The organism is Streptomyces sp. NPDC058674, assembly GCF_042716505.1.
Lineage (GTDB): Bacteria > Actinomycetota > Actinomycetes > Streptomycetales > Streptomycetaceae > Streptomyces.
Genome location: NZ_JBHXSC010000083.1, coordinates 1 through 17,907, shown reverse-complemented (window position 1 = coordinate 17,907; position 17,907 = coordinate 1). Strand labels below are relative to the sequence as shown.

Sequence of the window (17,907 nt, the reverse complement as noted above, 5' to 3'; positions counted from 1 at the left end):
GCACCGAGGGCCGCCGCCGATCCGTCCTCCTTGGACGGCCATCTTCCGAGCGCGCGTGCAGGCACGGTTCCTTCCCTTCACCGTTGCCAGGAGTGTCTTGTGCCTGTTTCGCTTTCCCCTGCCCTCGAATCGTTCCTCGATCTCCTGCGCTGTCCGACGTGCGGCGCTTGTCTCCACCCCGGCCGCGGCGCGCTGCGCTGCCCGGCGAGCCACACCTTCGACATCTCCCGTCATGGCTATGTCAGCCTCCTGACGGGCGCCCGTGCCACCAGCGGCGACGACGCGGCCATGGCCCGAGCCCGGGACCGGTTTCTGGCCACCGGCAGGTACGGGCCGATCCGCCGGATCGTGGCTCACCTGGCGGCCGACGCCGTGCCCGGGCAGAGCACCGTGGTGGACGTGGGGTGCGGCACTGGCTACTACCTGGCCGGCGTCCTCGAGCAGTTGCCCAGTGCCCGCGGTCTTGGTCTGGACACCTCGGTGCGCGCCCTGCGCGCGACGACCCGTGCCCATGAGCGAGCAGCCGCTGCGGCCTGGGACGTTTTCCGCCCCCTTCCACTGGCCGACGGGACGGCCGACGTCGTGCTGGACGTGTTCGCCCCGCGCAACCCATCCGAGTTTCACCGGGTGCTGCGCCCGGGTGGTCGGTTGGTCGTGGTACGTCCGACCGGGCGGCACCTGCTCGAATTGCGCAGCCAGGTGCCCGGAATGGTCGCGATCGACCCGGCCAAGGAACGTCGTCTGCACAAGGTGCTGGCCCCTTTCTTCGAGGCCGCGGGTACCAAGCTGGTGGAGTACGTCACGTCCTTGACCCGACCGGAGGCCCTTGATCTGGTGGGGATGACCCCGAGCGCACGCCATCTGAACGGTTCGGACCTGGGCGATTACGGTCTCGTGCCCGACCAGGTCACCGTGTCCGTGCTGGCCACTGCCTACCGGCCTCGGTGACCACAAGCGGGCGCACGCGCCTACTGACGGACGAACAGTGGGCACGCCTGGCGCCCTACCTTCCCTGTAACACGGGGAAGGTAGGGCGCCCGTTCGCCGACCACCGCCGCGTCATCGAGGGAATCATCTACCGGTACCGCCCCCGCGGGGGAAGCCGGAAGGGGGACGGGCGGCCATGGTCCTGACACCTGACGCTGACATCGCCGTGCGGTGCGACTGCCTGTCAGGCCCGGCGGTGGCCGGAGCCGGCGGGGTGGTGAGTGTCAGGTCAGGACCCGGGTGGCGCCCCGGAGACTCGGGGGACGGATCCCCGAAACGCGCACCCACCCCGCCCAACGAGCAGCCACGGCCCCAGACACCGCTGGATCCGCCCCCGCACGCGCACGACATGCGCGCCCTGAACCCACAGGTCCGTCAGTCCGGGCAGGTGATGATAATGAAGTCCGGCGAGAATCGAGCGGTGAGGGCACCGGCCGCCGGCCCGGCAGAGGGTGAGGTCGGCCGGGCCGAGGGTGCGGGCGGAGGAGCCGATGTCAGCTGTCGGTGTGGAGGTGGGCTCGCACGGCGTCGACGAACTCGTCGACGTGTTGGAAGACGCCGCCGTGCCCGGCCCCTGGGTAGATGATCAGTGTGCTGCCTGGAATGCGGGCGTGCATGTCGCGGGACAGCTCGGTGGGGACCATGCGGTCGTGGTCGCCGTTGGCGATGAGCGTCGGGGCGCCGATGCGGGAGAGGTCCTGCGGCTCAGCCCGGCCCCAGCCCCGGATGGCGGTGATCTGGCGGTGAAAGGACGACAGCGTAATGGGGGCGTCACGGTCCATCACGCGCTCGCGCAAGCGCGCGAGGTAAGCCTTGGCTGCCGCCTTGCCCGCTGGAGTGCGGGGAAAGAACAGGAACTCCTTGGCATCGGTGCGGGCCATCGCGGCACGAGCCATGTCCCGGTAGACGTAGGCTCCACCCGTCGGACGGTCGATGCCAGTGCCCCCGGCGGGGCCGGTTCCGGCCAGGACGAGGCGGCGCACGACCCCCGGCGCATCGAGGGCCACCTGCTGGGCGACGAAGCCGCCGAGCGAGAATCCGAGCAGGTCCATCTGGGTCAGGCCGAGGGCGGCCACGAACCCCTCCACCGCACGCGCCATCGCGGCGACGGTGCCTGGGACACGGCCGGTGGATCCGCCGACCCCGGGGAGGTCGAGCGCGACGATGCGGCGGTCGCGGGCGAGCGCGTCGACAAATCGGGGATCCCACTCGTCGAGCGTGGCGCCCAGGTGAGTGAGCAGGACCAGCGGGACGCCGTTCTCGGGGCCGAGGTCGCGGTATACGAGCGTGTTCGAACCTACGACGATGCGGCGGTTGGGCGCCGTGGCCCACGTGGTCGGGCGGGGACGGACGTTGGACTCAGCCACGGTTGGTCACCGCCTTCGGGTCGGTGGTGACCAGGACCTTGCCGCGTGTGCCGCCGGCGAGCGCCTCGTCGAGAGCCCGCGGGGTCTGGTCGAATGGGAGCACCCGGTCGATGATCGGGCGCAGCACCCCGTCGTCGACCAGCCCGGCGACCTGGCGCAGCGCGGCGCTATCGGGTGTGATGAACAGGAAGCGGTAGGTGACCTTGAGCGCGCGTGCCCGGCGGCGAGTACGGGCACTCAGGGCCCGGATGGCGAGCCGGACGACGGGGTTGACGCCGACGCGCCGCGCGAAGGCCGGGTCGGGCGGGCCCGTGATGCCGATGACGGTGCCGCCGGGGCGCAGCACACCGAGGGAAGCCTGCAGCGTGGCTCCGCCCTGGGTATCGAGGACGAGGTCGACGGGCGAGCCGGAGAGGCTCTGCGCGAGGTCGTCTCGGCGGTAGTCGATGACGATGTCGGCACCAAGCTCTCGGGCGGCTGCGATGTTCGCCGTCGAGACGGTGGTGGCGACGGTGCAGCCCAGGTGCTTGGCGAGCTGGATCGCGACCGATCCCACGCCACCGGTCCCGCCGTGGATGAGGACGGTCTGGCCCTTCTTCACCTTGCCCATCTCGACGAGGGCCTGCCAGGCCGTGAGCGCGACGACTGGAAGCCCCGCGGCCTCGACCAGGCCCACAGTCCGGGGCACGGGTGCCATCGTGGCGGCGTCGACCGCGACGAACTCGGAGAAGGTGCCCGTGGCCGCCAAGTCGACATAGCCGTACACGTGGTCACCCACGGCGACGTCTCGTACCGCGGAGCCGGCCTCAACGACCTCGCCGGAGAGCTCACCGCCCATGACTTTGGGTAGCCGGAACGGGAAGATTGCCTTGAACTCGCCGGAGCGGAGCCGCTCGTCGGCATGGTTGACGCCCGACGCGACCATGCGCACGAGCACCTCATGGGGGGCGGGGACCGGTACGGGCATCTCGACCTCCCGCAAGGGGGAGCCGTACCTCTCGAGGACGAAGGCCTTCACGGAGCACTCCTAGCAGAGCGTTTCTGGGGGCGGGTATCTCGGCGGCGGGCGCATCCCGAACGGTCGCCGTACTTTTTGACGTAGTTTGTGTTGTTCTGGCTGCGGCGCGGGCGCGTTTCGTCTTCAGCCGCGTTCACTCATCAGGCGGCCGCGCCGGGTGGAGGGGTGAGCGTCAGCCCGCGTTCGGCTGGGGTGCCGCGGACAGGCTCTGCTTGACGTACCGGCTGGTCTCGTCGGCGAGGATCTCGGGCAGGCCGGTCTCGATGCCGTACAGGGCCTGGGCCGCGACGTCGGCGGCGGCGACCTTCTGGTCGGCGGGCACGCCGGCGGCCATGTCGGTGTCCATGTAGCCGACGTGCAGCGCCGAGACGGTGATCCCGCGCGGCGCCAGCTCCTCACGGGTCGCGTCACTCAGCGCCCAGGCGGCTGCCTTGGAGGCCGCGTAGGAGCCGAGGCCGGCCGGGTGGAACCAGGACAGGGCGGACAGGACGTTGAGTACGGCGCCGCCGCCGTTGCCCTCGATGACGGGGGCGAAGGCGCGGGTCGCGGCGAGCGGGCCGAAGAAGTTGGTCTCCATCTCCCGGCGCACCTCAGCCACGTCGCCTCCGATCAGCGTCGCGCCGGTGGAGATGCCCGCGTTGTTGATCAGCAGTGTCGCGTCGGACGCCACGCGGGCGGCCTCTCGTATTGACGCCTCGTCCGTGACGTCCAGCCGCAGCGGGATGACGCCCGGCACGTCAACCGCCTCGGGGCGTCGGGCCGCGCCGTACACCTTCGCGCCACGTCCGACGAGCTGGGCTGCCAGGTGCCGCCCGAGCCCCCGGTTTGCGCCGGTGACGACCGCGACCGCGTTCTTGAGTTCCATGCCTGCTCCTGCTCCTGACGGGTGCCGACGGCAACCCGCACACATTAGATTACGCAATCAATCTAAACATGGAGTTACGATAGATGCCAGTCGACATCCAACGGGAGGTGGCCATGGGCCGCGTATCGCAGGCGCAGGCGCAGGAAAATCGCAGGCGGGTGGTGGACACCGCCTCCCGGTTGTTCCGGGAGCAGGGCACCCAGGTCAGCGTCGCCGACCTGATGAAGGCGGCCGGTCTGACGCACGGCGCCTTCTACAAGCAGTTCGCCTCCAAGGAGGCGCTCGTCGACGAGGCCACCGCCCACGCCTTCGCCGAGCTCGCCCGGCGCTACACCGAGGGACTTGAGCGGTATGAAGGGCGGCGCGACGCCGCCCAGCAGGTGCTGATCGACACCTACCTCTCCGTCGAGCACCGTGACGGCCCGGCGGACGGCTGTCCGGTCGCCGCGCTCGCCTCCGACATCGCGCGCGAAGGCGGGGGACGTGAGGCCCGTCGCGTCTACACCGAGGGGGTGGCCGACTTCGCCGACTTCCTCGCCACCGACGACCAGGACGGCATCGTCCGCCTCTGCACCCTGTTCGGAGCGCTGGTCCTGTCCCGGGCCACCAACGGCTCCCCGCTCTCCGAGGAGATCCTCGCCGCCGCGCGCGCAGCCTTGACCGAAGCAGGCTGATCAAGGGCGCGGCGCGGGTGTCCGCGGCGCGCGCCAGCGGCGGAAGGATTTCGGCGGCGGGCCGGCCCCGGTGCGTACGCGCGAGCTCCGCGAAGGCCTTCTGATACGGGGCGCCGTAGGTGCCGGAGCTATCGGTGAGCAGCCGGTCCAGGTGCTCACCGCTCATACTGATCTCGCCCATCACCGCATCCCTTCCCTCACGGGGCCAGCCGAGGTGCAGTGGTCTCTGGCTCATGGGCCCAGCTTCCCGGCCCGTGCCGGCCCTGCGGCAGAGCGCGGACACTCACCGGTCGCGTGAGTAGCCGGACACCCGCCGGCCGGCCGCCGTGCGCCGACCGCGGGTGCCGCTTCGATAATCGCGCCGGCGGGCGCTGTCACCGGGGCGTCTGGCGCCGGCTCTCCAGGCGCAGGATCATCCGGTGGGCACGGGCCGCCGACCGGCGGCGGCCCGGCCGAGGGCCCGGTACGAGCGGGCCGGGGGGGAGGCGCACATGACCGCCGCGGAACAGCTCAACTGGGCTGCCCTTTTGCGGTTCGACCAGGAGCGGGGCCTGGAGGGCCGCCGGCACGACGCGGAGGCCGCCGGCCGCCGGGGGGACGCCCGGGCCCGGGCCCAGTACCTCCAGGAGGTCGCCCAGCTGGACATGCTGCCCAAGCTCTGGGAGCTCGGGGTCCCGCTCACCGAGGAGGAGTACCAGGACGCGGGGCGGGTGCGGTCGTGGATGACCCACGAGCAGGCGTCGGCCCGTCACGAAGCACTGTCCCGGTACCCGTCGCCGCCGGGCTGGAGCCGGGACCCCCACATCCGGTACTTCTGGTCCCCGGACGGCCACCTCATGTACGTGACGACGGCCCGTGACGACGGCCGCTTCGTCGTCAACCACGGTTTCCTGACGCCCGGACGGGCCGACCGGCTGCGCCGGGACATGCCACAGCTGGCGCACCTGGTGACCCTGTACGAGAGGAACCAGAAGGCGGGCCGGAGGCACGAGGGAGCCCCGCCCGGCACACCCCTCGTGGGCGTCGGCATACCGGAACCGCTGAGGCTGTGGCGGACCCGCGTGGAGGACGTGCTGCGGCGCAGGGCCGCGGAGTAGACCGCGACCGACGCCGCCGGGTGACCGGCTTTCCACCGAGAAGGCGGAGGAGAGCCAGGAGCGCGCCGTCAGCGCGACAGCGGGACTGGAGGGCAGCGCCCGGTCAGGGCTTCGGCCCGGTCCATGAGCGGCGCGGCGATGTCGGCGTACTCGCCGCGCGCGACGGACTGGAGCAGTTAGAGCACGATCATGGCTGAACCTGAAGGAGGTCTTGCCCGTCGTCGACTGCGGACCGTGAATCCCAGGGGCCAGCTCCTGGATGCGTTCGCGGGGAGAGGCGGTCGATGGGCAGCCTTGAGTGCTGTGACTGCTGCCGGTCCGGGGTTCGTGCCCGGATGCGTCCTGGCCCCGGTAGCGGCCGTCTCGGCGGACACGCCTCCGTCGCGCAGCTCGCCGGCCGCCTCCCGCGCAACACGGGAGGCGATCCGCTCCAGCACTCCGACGGCGCGCAGCGGCCGCGGACGGCGGCAGCCACTCGACGGGGTCCTGGTCGGTCTTGCTCCGGTTCGAGCGGGCTGTCACCGCGGCCAGAGAGGCCGGCTGGCCTGGTCGTTCGCGTACGTCTCCCGACGCGCCGCCGTCCAGGCGGAAGCGCCGCTGTCCCAGGCCTCGGCGAGCGGGACCATGTGGTCGATGTCCAGCGCACCGGCCGGCGTCACCTCCAGGTCGTCGTAGTACGACCACCAGGTCCCGCCGGTCAGAGTGCAGCCCGGCCGCTGGCGGGTGTTGCAGCCGTCGGCCGGGACATCGCCGGCATTCAGTGTTTGAAGGAGGTCCGCTGGTAGCCGGTCCGGTCCTCCTCCAGGCGCAGCCGGGCAGTGATCATGCCGCGGGGCGTGATCAGCGCTCGGCTGCGCTGGGGACGTGGGCAGGCCGTACACATTCGATGAGGTAGTCGCCGGTGTGGGGGTCGATGGTCACGCCGTGTGCTTCGCTGTGGAAGCCGGGGAAGGCGCGGTCGAACGTTTCCAGGGCTCCGAGGTAGCGCAGGACGGGGCCGTTGGGGGCGCCGAGTGCTTCTCCGGGCATCAGGACGGGGATCCCGGGCGGGGTCACTGTGACCATGGCGGCGGCCACCCTGCCGGCGGCTCGGGCGAGGGGAAGGCGTTCGGTACCGCCGCGGATGAGCTGCTGATAGCAGCTCCGGGGTGGTACGGCCGGTTCGGGCAGGTCCTGGAAGGCTGTGTCCAGCGCGTCGATCAGTTCGGCCCGAGTGAGGTGTTCGTGCATCTCCTGACACAGTCTGCGCAAGGTCGTATCGCTGTAGCGCTGCGGGTGGCGTTCGACCAGGTCGGGCAGTACCTGCCGCAGGGGGGTGTCGGCGTCATGGAGGGCTTTGAAGTCCATGAGGGCGTCCATCAAGGTGCCCCACTTCCCCTTGGTGATGCCCATGGAGAACAGGACGAGCGTGGTATAGGTGTCGGTCTTCTCCACCACGATGCCGCGGTGGGCGAGGTAAGCCGTGAGGATGCGGGCCGGGATCCCCCACGAGTCGGACTCTCCGAGGGCGTTGACGCCTGGGCAGGTCAGCGTCACCTTGATGGGGTCCAGCATGCACTGGCCGTTCGACAGACCGGGGAAGCCGTGCCAATCCGCGCCGGGGTCGAGCTCCCAGCAGCGGGGATCGCTGGCCAGCAGTGCAGGGGAGGCGTCGGCGAAGGCGATAGTGGTCCCGTCGGCGGGGTCGGTGACCGTGTCGGGCTGCCAGACTCCGAAGAACCACGGCAGCCGGTCACCCGCCTCCGCGATGCGGCGCCCGGTCCGGACGATGGCCTGCCGGAACCGGATCGCCTCCGTGATCGCCTCGTTGACCAGCCACTCTCCCTGTGGGCCGTCCATCATCGCCGCAGCCACGTCCAGCGAGGCGATGACCGGGTAAAGGGCCGAGGTGGTGCCGTGCATCATAAACGCCTCGTTGAACCGGTGGTGCTCGACCGGCGCCCTGGGCGAGGACTTCACGTGCACCATGGCACTCTGCGACAGGGCGGCCAGCAGCTTGTGCGTGGACTGGGTGGCGAAGACGGTGGGGCGTTCCTCACCCTCGAACGTGTCCGGGCCCACGGCCATGCCGTAGCGGCCTGCGTAGAGGGGGTGGAAGCGGGCGTAGGCGAACCAGGCTTCGTCGAAGTGGAGACGGGGAGTGCTGGGGGCCAGGGCCCGTGCAGTTTGGACAGTGTCGTAGCACAGGCCGTCGTAGGTCGAGTTGGTGATCACCGCGTACTGGGCGTGAGGGGATACGGCGCCTGATGTCAGCGGATGGGCGGCGATCCTGGCTGTCACGGCGGCGGGCAGGGTCTCACGGGCGGGCAGAGGGCCGGCGAGGCCGTATCCGTTGCGGGTCGGGACGAGGTAGACCGGGCGCGCACCGGAGATCACCAGCCCGTGCAGCACCGACTTGTGGCAGTTGCGGTCCACCAGCGCAATCTCGTCGGCCGTGACGCAGTAGTGGCCGACCATACGGTCGGCGGTGGAGTCGCCGTGCAGCACGAAGTACGTCCGGTCAGCGCCGAAGACACGGGCAGCGTTGCGCTCGGCATCCCCGATGGGACCGTTGTGCTCGAACAGGGAACCCAGCTCCGCCACCGAGATCGACAAGTCGGTACGGAAGAGCCGCTCACCGTAGTAGTCGAAGAACGCCCGGCCGACGGGCGACTTCAGGAACGCCACCCCTCCCGAGTGCGCGGGGGTGTGCCAGGAGTACTCGTGGGCGTCGTCGAACCGGCGCAGCGCTTTGAAGAACGGCGGCAGGACGGAGTCGCCGTAGGCGCGTGCCGCGTTGAAGACACGGCCGGCGATGAAGGATGGTGTGTCTTCCAAGGGCCAGATGTAGCCGACGGCAGTCTCGGCCACCCACAGGGGCAGTCGTTCGAGGCCGTGATCGGACTCCTCGCTCATGACCACGAAGACGGGCAGGGCGGTGAACCGGCCGGTGATCTGCCGCAGGACCGCTCCTCCCCCGCCGCCTGCGTCGTCCCCCTTCTCAGACGGCAGGTCCCAGGCGACGACGGCAGCCGTCAGGCCCGCCTCCGTACGCAAGGCGGCACGGGCTCCCTCGACCGTCCGCGCCCAGCGCACTTGCAGCCCGCGGTTCTCCAGCTCTTTGCCGATCCGGCGCAACTGGTCACCGCTGACACCCCCGCCCAGGGGATCCTCACGCAACGCCAACAGGACACTACCGTTCGACATGACACTCCCCACCTGCGGCGATCGCGGCTGATGCCACCAAGTGTCGAATGCAAACGCCACGGACCAGTACGGAAACCCGGCAGCATCACCCATTCGAGAACACACCCCGGCCGGCAAGTCATCCGCCGCACGCGCCCCGCCTGTCGATGGCCAAACGGACCGACTGCTCACCCGCGCCCCTGACACCCGCTCCCGCCCGTGCTCCGCATACGGACGGCCATACCGGTGACGAGCTCGTCGAAGGGGAGGATCTGCTCGCTGACCCGCTGGCGGGGACCAGCGGCGGCCATTGGCGCGTCGTTGACGACTCCGAAGATCGCGGCGTGCGCGAGCCGGTTCACCCCCCAGCTGTACCAGCGCCCTCGCGCGGTCGCCGAGGTCCAGGTCCCCGGGGCACGCTCAACACCTTGTCCAGCGGACACCAGGAGCGCTTCGGGTCCACGCTGGCGGGCGGCACCCACGGATCGACGGCCTCCCGCACCGGTGCGGCCACAACAGGAGCGGGGCCGGAGTGCCATGCGGCACAGCGCCCCGGGGCGCCCGGTCTCGGCAGCCGAGCCCAGCCACCCCGCAGGTCGCAGCAGGGGCGAGGGCGGTTGTCGCCGCCGGGGCGGGCGCGGCCGCGGGTGCCTGCGCGGCGGCCGCGGTGGTGACGGCGGCGACGGCCTGGTCGCCGCAAGTCCTCCGCCCAAGAAACGGCCCGGATATCTCTTGCTGATTCGGCAATCTTGGAGAGCCGGCGGGCGCAGCTTGACGCGGGAGGCGAAGCACTGGGCGCCGTGCTGGAGGGGCGGCGCCATCCCTGGCAGAAGTTCGAATGCCCCGAGTGCCGTGGGACGTGGTACTCCAGCGACACCCCGTTCGGGAGGCGGAAGCGCTTCTGTCCCGTCTCTGGTGATCTGGTCTCTGTCTCAGTTGGTCGGGGCTGATTCGCTCGTTGTCTCAGAAGATCTGGTTCGCCAGGTTGTTTGAGGAGATCTCTCATCACTCCATCGACTTCAGAATGCGGTCGAGTGTCCGGCGACCCATTCTGCTCATCGTCGGATTGCTCTCGACGTAGTACCAGACCACACCCATTGCCTGTTGGAACGCCCATGCCTTGCCGCGCTCCCACTCCAGATCGTCACAGACCAGTGTCCTCCGGAGCACTTCCCGCGGGCCCCGCTGCAAAAGGTGCCAGGCACTGACCAGATCCAGCGCGGGGTCGGCCGGGCCGAAGCCGCCGGTGTCGAGTACGCCGCCGAGCCGGTCTCCCGCGACCAGTACATTGCCGGGAATCAGGTCCCCATGGCTCATCACGTCGGCACCCGTGCGTGGCAACTCCCGAAAGTGGCTCCACACCTGGCGCAGCCGGGGCACGTCGAGCAGCCCCTTACTCTCCTCGAAGCACTTCGCCATCCAATCGTCGTGGTCAGCGAGAACGCCGCCACGGCCTTCGCCGCTGAAACGCCGCCCCCGCGTCTCGGCGTTCCGGAGGGCTGCGATGAAGGCCGCAAGGTCCTCGGCGAAGGCGTCCGACTCGCTCGGGTCGGCATCAAAGGCGACCGTTCCCGGTAGCCATGTCTGGACCGACCACGGCATGGGGTAACCCGCTCCAGGCTTTCCCAAGGCGACGGGCTCCGGGGCGGGGAACCGAGACACCTGTGCCAGCTCCGCGCTCGCCTGGGCTTCCTGTTCCAGAACCGCCAGCGCCTCAGCAGCATCGGCCAGACGCAGTGGAAAACGCGCCGAGAGGTCGTTCCCGATGCGGAAGATGGCGTTGACCGTCCCGGTCGACGACACGAGTCGGATCGCCTTGCCGTTCCACTGAGGGAACTGTTCCCGGATCAAAGTCGCAACGATTTCGGCGGTCACGTCCACTTGGTCATCGTGCATGGTCACCTCTCGCAAGCTCTTCCACCAGTCCAACTCGAAACTCCGGAAGCAGACCAGATCAACTGAGACAACAGCCAGTATTCAGACGCCAGGGGCCAGATCAACTGAGATTTTCGACCATCCAGATGTCTCATCCGGTCTGGTCACCCCAGGTCACAGCCGCAACTTCGGACCAGATCACTTGAGACGGGACAGCTCCGACAGCCGGTACTGCTCCCCGCGCTGCCGCACGCGGGCCTGGCGGCGGCGGAAAGCGCAGCACGGTGCGTACCGCCTCCGGATCGGCGGCCTCCACCACCGCCCGCCGGCTTCCCCGCCCGGTCGCAGCGGAGCCCGGCGAGAGGTCTTTCCGGCCGGGCCCGCTGTGGGGTGGCGAGGGACAACGGCCGGGCGTGCTACACGGGGACGCGCAGCACGCGAACACTCCTCAAAAGCGGAGGAAAGGGGATGTCCGGTGTCAGGATGCCGCCGGGGCGGAACGTTCAAGCCCCGAGCCGGGTTCGTACGTCGAAGGAGTGTCGTTCCATGACCGCTGTATCGCCGCAGGACAAGCCCGAGCCTTTGCGGATCCTGGTGCTCAGCGCCTCCCTGCGCGCGGAGTCCTTGAACACCAGGCTGGCTCTGCTGGCCGAACGTCTCATCACCGACGTCGGCGCTGTCGTGGACCGCGCGTCGCTGCGCGACTTTCCGCTGCCGCCCTACGACGGCGACGTCGAGGACGCCGACGGTGTGCCTGCCGCCGCGGGCGATCTGGGCCGGCGTATCGCCGAGGCCCAGGCGTTCCTGATCGCCGCCCCGGAGTACAACGCCTCCATTCCCGGCGCCCTGAAGAATGCGCTGGACTGGGTCTCGCGGCTGCGGCCGCAGCCCTTCAAGGACCGGCACGCCCTTCTCCTGTCGGCCTCGCCGTCCCTGGTCGGCGGCAACCGGGGCCTGTGGGCCCTGCGGGTGCCGCTGGAGCACCTGGGCACCCGCGTCTACCCGGACATGTTCAGTCTCGCCGCCGCCCACCATGGCTTCACCGACACCGGCGACCTCACCGACACCGGGTTGCAGGACCGGCTCGCCGAAACTCTGCAGACGTTCCTGGGGCTCGTCGAGGCCGACACCCGCTACGTCTGCCTGGAACGGCGCTGGTACGAGTTCCTGGGCGACCGCACCGGGGCCCCGGTCACCCAGCGCGCCGAGGACTGACCTCCGGGCGCACCCTGCTGCCTTGCACCCCTCCCGCGGTGCCCGCGGTGCGCTACTGCGGACCGCACCCGGCGAGACGACGGTCCGTGCTTACGGGAATGCCTTCCGCCGGGAGGTGCGGGTGGCGTTGTAGAGGGAGAGGGCCAGCAGGACGGTCATGAGCAGCCCGGTGGCCAGGTACGGCTCTGGTGTGAAGGGGGTGAGCAGGATCAGGAGGGCGACGGCGGGGTGCAGGAGGGAGCGGGCGGCCTTCGAGCCGTGGGGGCGTAGGTGCAGCAGCCAGGTCACCGTGACGAAGACGGCCACCGCGGTGGAGAAGACCCAGGCTCCGGCGAAGGCGGAGATGTGGCCGTGGCCGTCCAGGAGGGCTGCGCCGATCTCCAGTCCGGTGCCGACGGCGGCTGCGGAGCCGAGGACGAGGTAGTGGCCGTAGCCCCAGCGGAACGCCTGCCGGTTGTCGGTGACCAGGCCCTCGTCGGTGGGGCGGGCGAAGTACATCCACCAATGGTGAAGACGGTCAGCAGGCCGCCGAGGGCGAGCAGGGACAGCTGCAGGAGGTGTTCGCCGTCCAAAGCGTGCTGGACGGCGATCGTCGCGGACTTCACGGTCTCGCCCAGCACGATGAGGGTGAACAGGCCGAAGCGCTCCGCGATGTGCTCGGGGTGCCAGGCACTGGGGGCGTCCCGTTCGCTGATCACGGGCACCAGGAGCTCGCCTGCGACCAGGACGATGAAGAACCACGGCTGCCAGCTCTCCGGCATCCACAGGAGACTGCCACGACGAAGCACAGGTCGAAGAAGTCTCCAGCGTGGTTGCGGTGCGGTGCTCCTCCCCCGAATCGCGGCCTCGCATCGTACGGCGCGAAACGTGCGCGGCGTGCTTGGGCAAGGACATGAGCGGGCTCTCTCTCACGACAGCGGACGGCTGCAGCCGGGTCCGGTACCGGGGGGTTGCTTGCTTCTACCGAACAGGCCCAGGGCCATCGATTCGGGTCTGGCCACGCCGCAGGCCTACCGGACGGCTTGCGCACGTCAGCGGATGGCCTTCTGCCGGGGGGCTGGCCACGCGGTGGCCCGCCACGCCCGGTGCTGGCCGCGCGAGCCGGCGTCCCCAGCGTGGGGACCGACTCCGAGGCGCAGCACCCACGGGGGCGCCGACCGCCGGCCAGGGGTCGGATACGTATCAGCTGAAGAACTGCATCAGTTCACGGGTGAGCTCCTCGGGCCGTTCCTGGGAGAGGTAGTGTCCGGCGCCCTTGAACTCCACGTAGCGCACGTCGGCGGATTTGCCCTCGAGGAGGGCGGGGACGAAGCCGAAGTTCATGCCGCCCAGGCCCAGGACGGGCATGAGCAGCTGGTCGTAAGTTCGGGCGTCTTCGATGTCGCGCCCGAAGGTCTGGTACCAGGCGTTGGAGGCGCGGACCGCTCCTGGCTGCTCGTAGGCGGTGGCATAGATCTCGCGGCTGTCCTCGTCGATGGCGTCGGGGTCGAGGGCTTCGAGGCTGATGAGGTAGTCGATCAGGAGCCGGTAGCGGCCGGCGAGGAGCTTTTCGGGCAGGTCGTCGACCTGGTTGAAGGCGAACCACCACAGGTGCGGCTGTCCGGGCTGGGGCAGCATCCGCATCTCGTTGAAGACCTCGCCGGGGTGGCCGACCTCCCACAGGGCGAGCTTGCTGGTGGCTTCGGGGTGGTTGGCTGCGAAGGCATAGGCGATCATCGAGCCGATGTCCTCGCCCGCGATGTTGACTTTCTCGTGCCCGAGGTGGCGGACAAGTTCGTAGATGTCGCGGGCCATCGTCTTCTTGTCGTAGCCGCCTCCGGGCTTGGCCGAGTCACCCATGCCGCGGTAGTCGACCGCGATGACCTCGTACCGCTCGGCGAGGACGGGCATGATCTTGTGGAACTGCCACCACGTCTGGGGCCAGCCCGGCAGGAGCACCAGCGGTTCCCCGCGGCCGCCGCTCACATAATGCAGGCGGGTGCCGTTGACCTCGGCGTAGTGGTGCTCGAACCCTTCCAAAGCGGGTCCGGCCGGTGTGGGCGTGGGGGTGGTGGTCATGTCGTTTCCTTGCCTTTGCCCGGTCGGGGGGCCGGGCGGTGTCGAGGGTGAAGCTTGAGGGAAGGCCGGGCCGCCCGCCGGGGGGGATGCCGGGCGGCCCGGGGGCTTGGGGGTGCCTACATGTCGTCGAGGTGGCTGATGACCTCTTCGAAGGTGATCTGGACGAGCTTGCCGCCGGCCTCGGTGGACCAGTCGACACCGAGCTCCGCCACCAGCTGGTTGGTCGAGGTCGTCACCACGCCGTAGTTCTCCCAGCGGCGGCGTGCGGCGTCCTCGCCGATGGCGTTCGGGGAACCGCCGGCGTCCTGGACGACCTGCACGTTGAAGCCCTCCTCGACCATGCTGTGCTGACGGGCTTGTGGAAGGACCCGCCGGCAGTGCTTTTGCAGGGGGTAGGGCCAGGCCGGCGGTAAGGCTGTGACGCCCTTGGAAGCGCCGTGCGTATCGCGTCGATGACGTCCGTGGTCCGGCAGTCGGCAGCCTTGGCCACGCCACGTGGCGCAGCGTTTCTTCGGCGCGGCCTCAGGCCGGAGCGGGGCCTGTCATCTGCTGGAGGGCGCCGAAGAAATCCTCGACGTGCCAGGTGGTGCTGATGCGGTCGGCGGCGATGTGGTGGATCTCCATGGTCATCATCTCGATGTGCCGGCCGGTCGGGGGCACACCGAGAAACTCCCCGGTCTGACGGCCGGAAAGTCGGGCGCGGACGGCTGCGGTGTCGCCGGAGACGACCACCTCCTCGACCGTGTACCGGAGGTCCTCGAAGACACTGTGCAGCATGCGCAGAGTCTGCTTCTGACCTTCCGGGCCGCCGGGGTTGCCGGGGACGGGCGGCTGAGGAGTCCAGTTGGTGGCGAGTGTTTCGTCGAGGAGGTCGGGGTTGTCGGTGTCGAACGCCTCGTAGAAGCGGCGGGCAAGTTCTTCGGCGCGGGTCATGACGTGCTCCTTGTGCGGTATCGGTTTCGTGAGAGGCGAGGCCAGCCCGGCAGGCAATTTCGGCGGTAGGCGGCATGCCGGCGGCGGGGCCGGGTCAGGCCGTGGTGATCACGAGCTTTCCGCGGACGTGTCCGCTGGTGGAGGCGGTATACGCCTGGTTCATGGCGGTCAGCGGGAACGTGGTCGTCTCTGCCACGCGCAGTGCGCCGGTGGAGACGAGTCGGGCCAGTTCGGCCATGTCCTCGTCGGTGGCCTGGTAGTTGAAGTTGACGGCGCGCACGCCCGCTTCGGCGAGCGCGTCGGGGTCGGCGGCGAAGACGGTGCTGGCCAGGCGCCCGCCCTTGCGCAGGAGCGGGGCGATCTTCTGGGCCACCACCTCGCGGCCGTCGACCAGGTCCAGGACCGCGTCGATGCCCTCCGGGTGTGCGGTGCGGACCGTGTCGGCGACGTCCGTGGTGCGGTAGTCGACGACCTCGGCTGCGCCGAGGCGGCGGGCGTAGGCGTGGTCCTGGGCCGCGGCGACCGCGATGACGCGGGCGCCGCGGGCTGCGGCCAGCTGCGTCACGTAGGAGCCGACCCCGCCGGTCGCGCCGACCAGCAGGAGCGTCTCGCCTTCCTGCAGGTCAAGCCAGCGGGTCAGGGCAAGGGCGGTTCCTCCGGTCATCGGCAGGGCCGCCGCCGCCACCGGGTCCAGGCCCTCGGGGCGCACAGCCAGAGCGGCGATGTCGGGGGATGCGGTCATGTACTGGGCGTAGGAGCCGTGCGGGTGGGCGGCCGCCGTGCCGGGACGGCGCATCCCGAAGACTTCCTGGCCCACCTCGAACGCCGCTCCGTCACCGGCGGCGCTGACGCGGCCGGCGACGTCGAAGCCGAGGGTGAGCGGGAAGGGGAACTCCGCTCCCGGGTGGGCGAAGGCTCCGCCCGCCAGTTTCCAGTCGATCGGGTTGACCGCTGCGGCGCGGACCTCGATTTGCACCTCACCCGGGCCCGGCTCGGGAACCGGCAGGTCCCGCACGGTGGGGGTCTGGCCGAAGGAGTCGATCGCGAAGGCATGCATGGTGGTCCTTTCCGCCGTTCACGACGGCTGCGGATGCGACAGGCGACGGCCTTGAACAGGCACCCGACACAATCCATAGACGGCTATGCTTCTTTTATGAGCATAGGCGTCTATGGAATAGTGTCAAGTGCATCCCGATCATCACGCGAGGACACGAGGTGGCCATGGCGGCACGCACACCTGACCAGGCGGCTCCCACGCCCGGCCCACCGGCCCGCTCAGAGGCGGAGTCGATGGTCTGCTACACCGTGAACCACGCCGCGCGCCTCCTCGGCCAGGCCATCACCACACGTCTCGCCGCCCTCGGCGCCTCCCCGGGCCAGCTGCCCACCCTCCTCGCGCTCTACGAGCGGGACGGGCTCACCCAGAGTGAGCTCGCCCGCCACACCGGCGTCGAGCAGCCCACCATGGCCGTCAACCTCAAACGCATGGAACGCGACGGCCTGATCACCCGCCGCCCCGACCCCACCGACGCCCGCCGCGCCCTCGTCCACCTCACCGACCGGGCCAAAGCGGTACGCCCTGAGATCCAGGCTCTGCGCACGGACATCGACAGCGAAGCCCTCACCGGCTTCACCCCCGAGGAACACACCCAACTCGCGGGCCTCCTCGACCGCCTGGTGACCAACCTCCACACCCTCACCGGCCAACCCGCCCCCTGAACCCGGCCGTCCGCCGCCCGGGCACGGCAGCCTGGCGTCCCGCGGGTTGCGGGCGGCACCACCGCACCGGTGTTCCCGGTGGACATGCCGGGAACTGGGTGCTGCACCACCGCTGGGGAGGGGCTGCGGACCCCACGAGCCGACCCCGCCATCCCGGCGGCCCTGCTGCGCGGCCCGGCCCGCGCAGCGTCCCTGGGACAGAACCTTTGCCGTCCCCTCCGTCATGGGAGAGCCCGTGAACGACGCAGACCGAACCGACCGGATGCCGCACGGAAGCGCCGTCGGCGGCGACCGCGCGGGCGTGGCCGGTCAGTTGGAGGGCGATCTGCTCGTAGTCGCGGGATTCGAGGTCCGGGTTCTTCCACGCAAGGACGGCGGTGACGAGTGGCTCGTGCGGGGCGCGGTCCAAGGGGAGCTCGGCCTCAATCAGCCCCTGAGGGTCGTAGAGCACGACGTGGGTGTCGCTCATCAGTGGCCCCCCGCGTCGTCGTCCTGGTCGTGGTCGCCGGTGGCGACGTCCGGGGCTTGGTCGGCGAGGAAGCGGGCGTAGCCGCGGTCGGCGCGGGCGATCAGCGCCGGGGAAGGCCGGCCGTAGTAGGGCGGATGGAGACCGGGGCCTTCCGGTTGGGGGCCGGTGGGTGTGGGTGGGTTCATGAGCACCGCCTCCGTTGCTGGGTGCGCCGGTGTCGTTTGACGCTACGGAGGGCCCGTACCGGCCCTGACGTGCGGTCTGATCATCCTCAACGCGCTCCACAGCCAGCAACAACGACCCGCTCAGCAACTGTCCGCTATGTTGCGGCGGCTCGCATCCTGGCGCCGTACGTGGTGAGCATCCACCACTAGGGCCTGTGTGATGTCGTGATCAGCTTCTGAGTTCTTCACTCTGCGCGGAGTGGGATCCGGTAGGACTGGGGTCGTGACACGTAGGCAACTC

General features: G+C 70.0%; 18 protein-coding genes and 3 pseudogenes. 6 read left to right on the top strand and 15 right to left on the bottom strand.

Annotation, left to right across the window (positions count from 1 at the left end):
• The first annotated feature begins 99 nt into the window (after positions 1 to 99).
• Together ACFWU6_RS29925 and ACFWU6_RS29920 are read left to right on the top strand one after the other, a co-directional pair.
• On the top strand, positions 100 to 948 hold the full coding sequence (locus tag ACFWU6_RS29925; protein ID WP_383984124.1) for a methyltransferase domain-containing protein: 849 nt from the start codon (positions 100 to 102) through the stop codon (positions 946 to 948).
• Positions 945 to 1,085 (top strand): annotated as a pseudogene (locus tag ACFWU6_RS29920) (transposase); the annotation flags it as partial. The gene ACFWU6_RS29925 and the pseudogene ACFWU6_RS29920, both read left to right, overlap by 4 nt.
• Positions 1,086 to 1,481: 396 nt before the next feature.
• On the opposite strand, the gene ACFWU6_RS29915 reads toward ACFWU6_RS29920, so the two are convergent.
• The 3 genes from ACFWU6_RS29915 to ACFWU6_RS29905 all read right to left on the bottom strand — a co-directional run bounded on the left by ACFWU6_RS29915 (position 1,482) and on the right by ACFWU6_RS29905 (position 4,237).
• Entirely contained in the window at positions 1,482 to 2,354 is an 873-nt protein-coding gene (locus tag ACFWU6_RS29915; protein ID WP_383804675.1) for an alpha/beta fold hydrolase, read from the bottom strand.
• Complete coding sequence (locus tag ACFWU6_RS29910; protein ID WP_383984121.1) at positions 2,347 to 3,372, bottom strand: NADP-dependent oxidoreductase; 1,026 nt, start codon at positions 3,370 to 3,372, stop codon at positions 2,347 to 2,349. The genes ACFWU6_RS29915 and ACFWU6_RS29910 overlap by 8 nt, the downstream gene beginning before the upstream one ends.
• A gap of 172 nt (positions 3,373 to 3,544) precedes the next feature.
• Positions 3,545 to 4,237: an SDR family oxidoreductase gene (locus ACFWU6_RS29905; RefSeq protein ID WP_383984118.1), complete on the bottom strand. Its 693-nt coding sequence runs from the start codon at positions 4,235 to 4,237 to the stop codon at positions 3,545 to 3,547.
• A 113-nt stretch (positions 4,238 to 4,350) separates the two neighbouring features.
• On the opposite strand from ACFWU6_RS29905, the gene ACFWU6_RS29900 reads away from it, so the two are divergent.
• Positions 4,351 to 4,911 (top strand): TetR/AcrR family transcriptional regulator, encoded by a 561-nt coding sequence (locus ACFWU6_RS29900; protein WP_030817653.1) that lies wholly within the window; start codon positions 4,351 to 4,353, stop codon positions 4,909 to 4,911.
• A gap of 491 nt (positions 4,912 to 5,402) precedes the next feature.
• Complete coding sequence (locus ACFWU6_RS29895; protein WP_383984154.1) at positions 5,403 to 6,008, top strand: hypothetical protein; 606 nt, start codon at positions 5,403 to 5,405, stop codon at positions 6,006 to 6,008.
• 441 nt (positions 6,009 to 6,449) lie between these two features.
• On the opposite strand, the pseudogene ACFWU6_RS29890 reads toward ACFWU6_RS29895, so the two are convergent.
• From ACFWU6_RS29890 to ACFWU6_RS29875, 4 genes and pseudogenes are all read right to left on the bottom strand, one after another.
• Positions 6,450 to 6,834, bottom strand: a pseudogene (locus ACFWU6_RS29890) (DUF1524 domain-containing protein); the annotation flags it as partial.
• Positions 6,835 to 6,848: 14 nt separating this feature from the next.
• Entirely contained in the window at positions 6,849 to 9,194 is a 2,346-nt protein-coding gene (locus ACFWU6_RS29885) for an Orn/Lys/Arg decarboxylase N-terminal domain-containing protein (RefSeq protein WP_383804669.1), read from the bottom strand.
• A 167-nt stretch (positions 9,195 to 9,361) separates the two neighbouring features.
• Positions 9,362 to 9,535, bottom strand: coding sequence for a hypothetical protein (locus tag ACFWU6_RS29880; protein WP_383984115.1), 174 nt, complete (start codon positions 9,533 to 9,535; stop codon positions 9,362 to 9,364).
• Positions 9,536 to 10,178: 643 nt separating this feature from the next.
• Complete coding sequence (locus ACFWU6_RS29875; RefSeq protein WP_383804694.1) at positions 10,179 to 11,069, bottom strand: aminoglycoside phosphotransferase family protein; 891 nt, start codon at positions 11,067 to 11,069, stop codon at positions 10,179 to 10,181.
• 525 nt (positions 11,070 to 11,594) lie between these two features.
• Here ACFWU6_RS29875 and ACFWU6_RS29870 point away from each other — a divergent pair.
• On the top strand, positions 11,595 to 12,263 hold the full coding sequence (locus ACFWU6_RS29870) for an NADPH-dependent FMN reductase (protein WP_383984112.1): 669 nt from the start codon (positions 11,595 to 11,597) through the stop codon (positions 12,261 to 12,263).
• Between the two features lie 90 nt (positions 12,264 to 12,353).
• Here ACFWU6_RS29870 and ACFWU6_RS29865 read toward each other — a convergent pair whose 3' ends face one another.
• From ACFWU6_RS29865 to ACFWU6_RS29840, 6 genes and pseudogenes are all read right to left on the bottom strand, one after another.
• Complete coding sequence (locus ACFWU6_RS29865) at positions 12,354 to 12,761, bottom strand: low temperature requirement protein A (RefSeq protein WP_383804665.1); 408 nt, start codon at positions 12,759 to 12,761, stop codon at positions 12,354 to 12,356.
• 20 nt (positions 12,762 to 12,781) lie between these two features.
• Positions 12,782 to 13,024, bottom strand: a pseudogene (locus tag ACFWU6_RS29860) (low temperature requirement protein A); the annotation flags it as partial.
• A gap of 421 nt (positions 13,025 to 13,445) precedes the next feature.
• On the bottom strand, positions 13,446 to 14,321 hold the full coding sequence (locus ACFWU6_RS29855) for an alpha/beta fold hydrolase (RefSeq protein WP_383984109.1): 876 nt from the start codon (positions 14,319 to 14,321) through the stop codon (positions 13,446 to 13,448).
• Between the two features lie 116 nt (positions 14,322 to 14,437).
• The gene (locus ACFWU6_RS29850) at positions 14,438 to 14,662 is read right to left on the bottom strand and encodes a hypothetical protein (RefSeq protein WP_383804662.1); all 225 of its coding nucleotides are present in this window, start codon (positions 14,660 to 14,662) and stop codon (positions 14,438 to 14,440) included.
• A gap of 181 nt (positions 14,663 to 14,843) precedes the next feature.
• On the bottom strand, positions 14,844 to 15,254 hold the full coding sequence (locus ACFWU6_RS29845) for an ester cyclase (protein WP_073919994.1): 411 nt from the start codon (positions 15,252 to 15,254) through the stop codon (positions 14,844 to 14,846).
• 94 nt (positions 15,255 to 15,348) lie between these two features.
• A complete protein-coding gene (locus tag ACFWU6_RS29840; protein WP_383804659.1) occupies positions 15,349 to 16,311 on the bottom strand; it encodes an NADP-dependent oxidoreductase in 963 nt (320 codons plus the stop codon).
• Between the two features lie 164 nt (positions 16,312 to 16,475).
• On the opposite strand from ACFWU6_RS29840, the gene ACFWU6_RS29835 reads away from it, so the two are divergent.
• Positions 16,476 to 16,973, top strand: a complete 498-nt coding sequence (locus ACFWU6_RS29835; protein ID WP_383804657.1) for a MarR family winged helix-turn-helix transcriptional regulator — start codon at positions 16,476 to 16,478, stop codon at positions 16,971 to 16,973.
• Here the strand turns inward: ACFWU6_RS29835 and ACFWU6_RS29830 are convergent.
• Both ACFWU6_RS29830 and ACFWU6_RS29825 read right to left on the bottom strand, forming a co-directional pair.
• Positions 16,951 to 17,442 carry a hypothetical protein gene (locus tag ACFWU6_RS29830; protein WP_383984107.1) on the bottom strand — a complete coding sequence of 164 codons (492 nt, stop codon included), beginning with the start codon at positions 17,440 to 17,442 and terminating at the stop codon, positions 16,951 to 16,953. The genes ACFWU6_RS29835 and ACFWU6_RS29830 overlap by 23 nt on opposite strands.
• Positions 17,442 to 17,627, bottom strand: a complete 186-nt coding sequence (locus tag ACFWU6_RS29825) for a hypothetical protein (protein WP_383984104.1) — start codon at positions 17,625 to 17,627, stop codon at positions 17,442 to 17,444. The genes ACFWU6_RS29830 and ACFWU6_RS29825 overlap by 1 nt, the downstream gene beginning before the upstream one ends.
• Between the last annotated feature and the right edge of the window lie 280 nt (positions 17,628 to 17,907).

Excerpts from the sequence above, each read along its gene's own strand:
- ACFWU6_RS29905 (WP_383984118.1), bottom strand. The coding sequence starts at position 4,237 with ATGGAACTCAAGAACGCGGTCGCGGTCGTCACCGGCGCAAACCGGGGG.
- ACFWU6_RS29900 (WP_030817653.1), top strand. The coding sequence starts at position 4,351 with ATGGGCCGCGTATCGCAGGCGCAGGCGCAGGAAAATCGCAGGCGGGTG.
- ACFWU6_RS29895 (WP_383984154.1), top strand. The coding sequence starts at position 5,403 with ATGACCGCCGCGGAACAGCTCAACTGGGCTGCCCTTTTGCGGTTCGAC.
- ACFWU6_RS29885 (WP_383804669.1), bottom strand. The coding sequence starts at position 9,194 with ATGTCGAACGGTAGTGTCCTGTTGGCGTTGCGTGAGGATCCCCTGGGC.
- ACFWU6_RS29875 (WP_383804694.1), bottom strand. The coding sequence starts at position 11,069 with ATGCACGATGACCAAGTGGACGTGACCGCCGAAATCGTTGCGACTTTG.
- ACFWU6_RS29870 (WP_383984112.1), top strand. The coding sequence starts at position 11,595 with ATGACCGCTGTATCGCCGCAGGACAAGCCCGAGCCTTTGCGGATCCTG.
- ACFWU6_RS29865 (WP_383804665.1), bottom strand. The coding sequence starts at position 12,761 with ATGTACTTCGCCCGCCCCACCGACGAGGGCCTGGTCACCGACAACCGG.
- ACFWU6_RS29855 (WP_383984109.1), bottom strand. The coding sequence starts at position 14,321 with ATGACCACCACCCCCACGCCCACACCGGCCGGACCCGCTTTGGAAGGG.
- ACFWU6_RS29850 (WP_383804662.1), bottom strand. The coding sequence starts at position 14,662 with ATGGTCGAGGAGGGCTTCAACGTGCAGGTCGTCCAGGACGCCGGCGGT.
- ACFWU6_RS29845 (WP_073919994.1), bottom strand. The coding sequence starts at position 15,254 with ATGACCCGCGCCGAAGAACTTGCCCGCCGCTTCTACGAGGCGTTCGAC.
- ACFWU6_RS29840 (WP_383804659.1), bottom strand. The coding sequence starts at position 16,311 with ATGCATGCCTTCGCGATCGACTCCTTCGGCCAGACCCCCACCGTGCGG.
- ACFWU6_RS29835 (WP_383804657.1), top strand. The coding sequence starts at position 16,476 with ATGGCGGCACGCACACCTGACCAGGCGGCTCCCACGCCCGGCCCACCG.
- ACFWU6_RS29830 (WP_383984107.1), bottom strand. The coding sequence starts at position 17,442 with ATGAGCGACACCCACGTCGTGCTCTACGACCCTCAGGGGCTGATTGAG.
- ACFWU6_RS29825 (WP_383984104.1), bottom strand. The coding sequence starts at position 17,627 with ATGAACCCACCCACACCCACCGGCCCCCAACCGGAAGGCCCCGGTCTC.